This window comes from Kitasatospora sp. NPDC023385 (assembly GCF_055664045.1).
Map to the genome: position 1 here is coordinate 196,661 of NZ_JBVOOL010000014.1, position 6,770 is coordinate 203,430.

6 protein-coding genes are annotated in these 6,770 nt (G+C 70.3%); 2 read left to right on the forward strand and 4 right to left on the reverse strand.

The annotated features are described in order from the left end of the window. Positions 1 to 19: 19 nt before the first annotated feature. From AC0B61_RS22940 to argC, 4 genes are all read right to left on the reverse strand, one after another. Positions 20 to 1,225: an acetylornithine transaminase gene (locus AC0B61_RS22940; protein WP_471742582.1), complete on the reverse strand. Its 1,206-nt coding sequence runs from the start codon at positions 1,223 to 1,225 to the stop codon at positions 20 to 22. Continuing rightward, a complete protein-coding gene (gene argB, locus AC0B61_RS22945; protein WP_471742592.1) occupies positions 1,222 to 2,097 on the reverse strand; it encodes an acetylglutamate kinase in 876 nt (291 codons plus the stop codon). Before argB ends, AC0B61_RS22940 begins: the two co-directional genes overlap by 4 nt. Before the next feature lie 82 nt (positions 2,098 to 2,179). After that, the gene (gene argJ, locus AC0B61_RS22950; RefSeq protein ID WP_471742593.1) at positions 2,180 to 3,334 is read right to left on the reverse strand and encodes a bifunctional glutamate N-acetyltransferase/amino-acid acetyltransferase ArgJ; all 1,155 of its coding nucleotides are present in this window, start codon (positions 3,332 to 3,334) and stop codon (positions 2,180 to 2,182) included. 14 nt (positions 3,335 to 3,348) lie between these two features. Beyond that, a complete protein-coding gene (gene argC / locus AC0B61_RS22955) occupies positions 3,349 to 4,377 on the reverse strand; it encodes an N-acetyl-gamma-glutamyl-phosphate reductase (protein WP_471742583.1) in 1,029 nt (342 codons plus the stop codon). 164 nt (positions 4,378 to 4,541) lie between these two features. Here argC and AC0B61_RS22960 point away from each other — a divergent pair, with 164 nt between their 5' ends. Both AC0B61_RS22960 and AC0B61_RS22965 read left to right on the forward strand, forming a co-directional pair. Further along, a complete protein-coding gene (locus AC0B61_RS22960; RefSeq protein WP_471742584.1) occupies positions 4,542 to 5,768 on the forward strand; it encodes a hypothetical protein in 1,227 nt (408 codons plus the stop codon). Between the two features lie 73 nt (positions 5,769 to 5,841). Next, the gene (locus tag AC0B61_RS22965) at positions 5,842 to 6,495 is read left to right on the forward strand and encodes a DUF6000 family protein (protein WP_471742585.1); all 654 of its coding nucleotides are present in this window, start codon (positions 5,842 to 5,844) and stop codon (positions 6,493 to 6,495) included. The last annotated feature ends 275 nt before the right edge of the window (positions 6,496 to 6,770 follow it).

Genomic DNA, 6,770 nt, shown 5'->3' on the forward strand with positions numbered 1-6,770 from the left:
TGATTCTCCCGGACGACGGTCAACTCGCATCGGCGGGGGCGCTCTCGCGCACCGCCCGGAGGATGCCCGGCAGCGCCGCGAGGAAGGCGTCCGCCTCCTGTTCGGTCAGCACCAGCGGCGGTGCCAGCCGGACGGCCTCCGGGACGGCCGCGTTGACCAGGAAGCCCGCCTCCTGCGCCGCGGCCTGGACCTTGGCCGAGACCGGCTCGGTGAGCACGATGCCGAGGAGTAGGCCGGCCCCTCGCACGTGCGAGACCAGCGGGTCGCCGATCGCCTCGACGCCCTGCCGCAGCCGCTCGCCGAGCTTGCGGACGTGCTCCAGCAGCCCCTCGGACTCGATGGTGTCCAGCACCGCGAGTCCGGCCGCGGCGGCCACCGGGTTGCCGCCGAAGGTGGTGCCGTGCTGGCCGGGGGTGAGCAGTTCGGCGGCCTCCCCGAAGGCGAGGACGGCGCCCATCGGCAGGCCGCCGCCGAGCGCCTTGGCCAGGGTGACCACGTCCGGCTCGACGCCCTCGAAGGCCTGGTGGGCGTACCAGTGGCCGGTGCGGCCGACGCCGGTCTGGATCTCGTCCAGGACCAGCAGGGTGCCGGTGGCCCGGGTGATCTCCCGCGCCGCCCTCAGGTAGCCGTCGGGCAGCGGGATCGCGCCGTTCTCGCCCTGGACGGGCTCCAGGAAGACCGCTGCCGTCCCGGTGGTGACGGCCGCGCGCAGCGCCTCGACGTCACCGAACGGGACGTGGGTGACGTCGCCGGGCAGCGGGCGGAACGGATCCTGCTTGGCGGGCTGGCCGGTGAGCGCGAGGGCGCCCATGGTCCGGCCGTGGAAGGCGCCCTGGAGGGCGACCAGGTGGGTGCGGCCGGTCCGCCGGCTGATCTTGAACGCGGCCTCGTTGGCCTCGGCGCCGGAGTTGCAGAAGAACACCCGGCCGCCCTCCCGGCCGTCCAGTGCCAGCAGCCGCTCGGCCAGGGCGATGGTCGGCTCGGCCATGAAGAGGTTGGAGACGTGGCCCAGGGTGGCGATCTGCCGGCCGACCGCCTCGACGACGGCCGGGTGCGCGGTGCCCAGGGCGTTGACGGCGATGCCGCCCAGCAGGTCGGTGTACTCCTTGCCGTCGGCGTCCCAGAGCTTGCTGCCCTCGCCGCGCACCAGTGGGATCCGGGGGGTGCCGTAGTTGTCGGTGAAGGTGTGCTGCCACCGGCCGGTCAGTTGCTCGTTCGCGGTCATGCCAGTCCCCCGGTCACGGTCGGTTCGTCGTCGGGCACGACCATCGTGCCGATGCCCTCGTCGGTGAAGATCTCCAGCAGCAGGCTGTGCTGCACCCGGCCGTCCAGGACGCGGGCGGTGCCCACGCCGGAGCGGACGGCGTGCAGGCAGCCCTCCATCTTGGGGACCATGCCGCTGGACAGCACGGGCAGCAGCTCCTCCAGCTCGCTCGCGTTGAGCTGGCTGATCACGTCGTCCGAGTTCGGCCAGTCCTTGTAGAGGCCCTCGACGTCGGTGAGGACGACGAGCATCTCGGCGCCGAGCGCGACCGCCAGGGCGGCGGCGGCGGTGTCGGCGTTGATGTTGTAGACGTGGCCGTCGGCGCCGCGCGCGATCGAGGAGATCACCGGGATCCGGCCGTCGGCGATCAGCGCCTTCACCGCGCCGGCCTCGATGTTGACGATGTCGCCGACCAGGCCGATGTCCACCTGCTCGCCGTCCACCACCGCGTAGCGCTTGACCGCCGTCATGGTGTGCGCGTCCTCGCCGGTCATGCCGACGGCGAACGGGCCGTGCCCGTTGAGCAGGCCGACCAGCTCGCGCTGCACCTGGCCGGCCAGCACCATCCGGACCACGTCCATGGTCTCGGGAGTGGTGACCCGCAGGCCGTTGGTGAAGCTGGACTCCAGGCCGAGCCTGTCGAGTTGGGCGCTGATCTGCGGGCCGCCGCCGTGCACCACGACCGGGTGGAGGCCTGCGTAGCGGAGGAAGACGACGTCCTGGGCGAAGGCCGACTTGAGGCTGTCGTCCACCATGGCGTTGCCGCCGAACTTGACCACGACGGTCTTGCCGTGGAAGCGCTCCAGCCACGGCAGCGCCTCGATCAGCGTCATGGCCTTGGGCAACGCGGTGTTGTTGCGGGCCTGTTCGCCCTTGGGTGCGATCTGCACGGGTATCCCTCGTCTGGAGCGCGGATCAGGTGGAGTAGGCGCTGTTCTCGTGGACGTAGTCCGCGGTGAGGTCGTTGGTCCACAGCGAGGCGCTCGCCGTACCGGCGTTGAGGTTCGCGGTGATGACGACCTCGCGGCCCTTCATGTCCACCAGGTCGCGGTCCTCGGCCACGCCGCCGTCCTTGCAGACCCAGACGCCGTTGATGGCGACGTCCAGCCGGTTCGGGTCGAAGGCGGCGGTGGTGGTGCCGATCGCGGCCAGCACCCGGCCCCAGTTGGGGTCCTCGCCGTGGATGGCGCACTTGAGCAGGTTGTTGCGGCTGATCGTCCGGGCGACGTCGACGGCCTCGTCCTCGGTGGCGGCGCCGGTGACGTCGATCCGGATGTCCTTGCTCGCGCCCTCCGCGTCGCCGATCAGCTGGCGGGCCAGGTCGGCGCTGACCGTGCGGACGGCCTCGGCGAACTCGGCCTGGTCCGGGGTGGTGCCGGACGCGCCGGAGGCGAGCAGCAGCACGGTGTCGTTGGTCGACATGCAGCCGTCGGAGTCGATCCGGTCGAAGGTGGTGCGGGTGGCGCCGCGCAGCGCCGCGTCCAGGCCGGCGCTGTCCACGGCGGCGTCGGTGGTGAGCACGACCAGCATGGTGGCGAGGCTCGGGGCGAGCATACCCGCGCCCTTGGCCATGCCGCCGACCGTCCAGCCCGCCGGGCTGGTGACCTGGGCGGTCTTGTGCACGGTGTCGGTGGTCTTGATGGCGATCGCGGCGGCCTCCCCGCCGGTCTCGCTGAGCGCTCCGGCGGCGAGGGTGATGCCGGGCAGCAGGAGGTCCATCGGCAGCCGTACGCCGATCAGGCCGGTGGAGGCGACGGCGACCTCGCCGGCGTTGAGCTCCAGCTCGGCGGCGGCCCGCTCCGCGGTGGCGTGGGTGTCCTGGAAGCCGAGCGGACCGGTGCAGGCGTTGGCGCCACCGGAGTTGAGGACGACGGCGGAGACCTGGCCGCCCTTGAGGACCTGCTCGGACCAGAGCACCGGCGCGGCCTTGACCCGGTTCGCGGTGAAGACGCCGGCGGCGGCGAGCGAGGGGCCGTCGTTGACCACCAGGGCGAGGTCGGGGGTGCCGGAGGCCTTGATGCCGGCGGTGACGCCGGCGGCCCGGAAGCCCTTGGCGGCCGTCACGCCCAGGTTGCTGCTGTTGCTCACGGTGCGACTCCGTTCAGGGGGAGGCCCAGCTCCTCGGGGAGGCCGAGGGCGATGTTCATGCTCTGCACCGCGCCGCCCGCGGTGCCCTTGACCAGGTTGTCGATCGCGCTGATCGCGATGATCCGCCCCGCGGTGGAGTCCAGGGCGACCTGGACCAGGGCGGTGTTGGCGCCGTAGACGCTGCTGGTCTGCGGCCACTGCCCCTCGGGCAGCAGGTGGACGAAGGCCTCGTCCGCGAACGCCTCGGTGTAGGCGGCGCGCAGGCTCTCGGCGCTCACGCCGGGCCTGGCCTTGGCCGAGCAGGTGGCGAGGATGCCGCGCGGCATCGGGACGAGGGTGGGGGTGAAGGAGACGGTGACCGGCTCCCCGGCGAGCGGGGTGAGGTTCTGCACCATCTCCGGGGTGTGCCGGTGGACGCCGCCGACGCCGTACGGGCTCACGCTGCCCATCACCTCGCTGCCCAGCAGGTGCGGCTTGGCGGCCTTGCCGGCGCCGGAGGTGCCGGAGGCGGCGACCACCACGGCCTCCGGTTCGGCGAGGCCGGCCGCGTACGCGGGGAACAGCGCCAGGGAGACGGCCGTCGGGTAGCAGCCGGGTACGGCGATGCGGTTGCTGCCCTTCAACGCTGCGCGGTGGCCGGGCAGTTCGGGCAGGCCGTAGGGCCAGGTGCCGGCGTGCGGGGAGCCGTAGAACTGCTCCCAGTCGGCGGCGGCCTTGAGCCGGAAGTCGGCGCCGCAGTCGACCACCAGGACGTCCCGGCCGAGCGCCTCGGCGACGGCGGCGGACTGGCCGTGCGGCAGCGCCAGGAACACCACGTCGTGGTCGGCCAGCACCTCGGTGGTGGTGGGTTCGAGGACGCGGTCGGCGAGCGGGATCAGGTGCGGCTGCAGCGCGCCCAGTCTGGTGCCCGCGTTCGAGCCGCCGGTCAGTGCCCCGATCTCCACCTCCGGGTGGCCGAGCAGCAGGCGCAGCACCTCCCCGCCCGCGTACCCGCTCGCGCCGGCGACGGCGACTCGCAATGCCATGGCGTTCCTCCTTTGTCGTGGCATGAATATACGCGCGGGGGAAAATCCATGCAAGGAGGATGTGTCGATCCACACCGGGGGCGTGTGACGAGGATCGATGGCTGGCCCATCAGATCCATTGTTGGCCCAACACGATCCTTCCCGATGCGGAAGGATTCGGATCCATGATCGTCCCTACGCGTGTAGCCATGCCCGGCCAGGTGCGGAGCCTGGCAGCCCACCACCCTGCAGGCCCGCTCTACGTGACGAGTTACGGGGTCGACATCCTCGAAACGGTTCTGAGTGCGGTGGACCTCTCGGGTGCCGTGCTGTGGCAGCGGACCTTTCCAGGCACCGGGCATCCGCGGTCTCGTGGCTCCCGTCAGGGAGTGATGTGGCTGGCCCGGCCTGGGGACAGCGGTCCGGTGCTGGAGGAAATCGGCCCGGACGGTGATACCGGGAGCGTTGTTGCCCCTGCTTGCGACGCCGGCGAAGAGATCAGCGCCTTCGTGGTACTGGACGACGGGTTCTGCATCTCCTGGGCCACCGCTCCCCCCTTCCAGCGCGGCGACACCCCGTACCGCGAGCCCCGTGTAGCCAGGTACGCCCGCGACGGCCGGTGCCTGTGGTCGTCACCGATCAGTCTCGGCGCGCTCTCTCACGCAGGTGTGGTTGAGGCGGGAGTCCAGACCGACTGGGAGGTGCGCCCCAAGCGGCCGTGGACTCCGCAGGAAGTCGACGTCGATCACTGGGAACCGCTGCTGGTGTCCGGGGACAGAGTGGCCGCCAGCTTCGTGGAGCAACGCAGTGGGATCGGCGCCACCTTCTTCCTGGACCTGGCGGGCGGAGGGATCGTCGCATCGACGAAGCCCTTGCCGGCGGGCCGGAAAGCCATTGCCGGGCCAGCGGAGTTCCTGATCGGCTCGCAGGGCTACGGGGAGTTCAGCACCGCGCGATACAACCGCGACGGCGGTCGGGTCGCGCACTGGAACAGCCACGGAGCCATGCTGGTCGATGCGTCCGGTGCGGTTCGGGGTCCCGAACTGGAAAACCGTCTCCCGTCGCGCTCAAAGTTCCGGGAGCTGACCGACACAGGGGCGCTGGTAGACGGGCCTGCGCTGACCGGCTACTACACCTCCTACCCCGCGCTGGACTGTGCGGGCACCGCGGTGTTCTGGCGAGACGGCAGGCTCCTGGCAATCGACTCGAGCCTCGGGCAGCAGGAGTACTTCTCGACCGACGACTCCCGAAACGTCATGAGCCGCACCCTGCTGCTCGACACCGGGCAGATCGCTTTTGCGTTGGACAGTGAGCTGTTGCTTTTTCAGACCCCACTCGGCTCACTTTCCTCCGGCGTCTGGCCCTGTGGAGACGGAAATCTGCACGGCAACCCAGTCAGGTGGACCGACTAACTCCCTCCCCAAAGTGCCGAGCGGTGCGTGCCCCGAGCAGCTGAAGGCTTGACGGCTTCGAGAGGATGGCCCGATGAGCATGAGGCATCCACGCGAGGTCGGCCAGGAGCATGTGCTGGAGCGCTATGTCACACCCGGCCAAAGGTACTTGGAGCTGCTGCACGGCAACTTCGTCAGGCTGGATGGGCCAGAGCAATCGAACTTCGTCGAAGCCCTCGCCTCGGATGCCGCTTCAGTGACCGTCGAAGAGCTGAGCGCGCTCTTCGGCTACGAATGGCGCTCGCGGTTGACCGCTTCGTGGCTGGCCGGGGTGGCCAGGCGGACCGAGTGGCGGAGCTTGATCGGGCAGCTCCTACTGGCCAGCGAACTGACGTACGCCGGCCAGGGCTACTGCTTCGCGCTGGCCAGGTTCGGTACAACCGAGGATGCCCAGATCCTGACGGAGTACCTCGCCCGGTATCTACCGCAGCTCGATCGCCGATACGAGCAGCCACTCGCCATGGGCGCCCTGCTCCGGCTGGACATCCTGCTGGGCACCGACTACGCGCAACGATTCACTGCTATCGACGGTCCATGGGATCGCTGGGTAGAGGCCCTGCCGCACTTGCGCGGTAATCCCGCATGGACGGCAGATGCCCAGCGGCACGGCCTGGACGCCTGGTGTGAGTGGCCGTGGCCGGACGCCCCGCCCGTGGCTGACCTCGGGGATAGCGGCGGCCTCAGCTAAGGCCTGGTGCCGCCACTGTCGGCACGCTGCGGTTTACTCATCGGCGTGGACACAACAGCGAGGTGGAACGACAAGCTCGCAGCCATCACGGGCTGGGAGAGCACGAGGACCAGGACGATCGACTGGCCCTCGGTGGAATCACGGCTCGGCATTGCTCTTCCGACCGACTACAAGGAGCTGCTGAAGTTGAATTCGTAATGTCGGTCTGAAGGTGGTCAGCCGTCCATGATCAGGCCGGTGGCGGCGAGGCATCCGTCGATGAGGTGAGAGCGGTA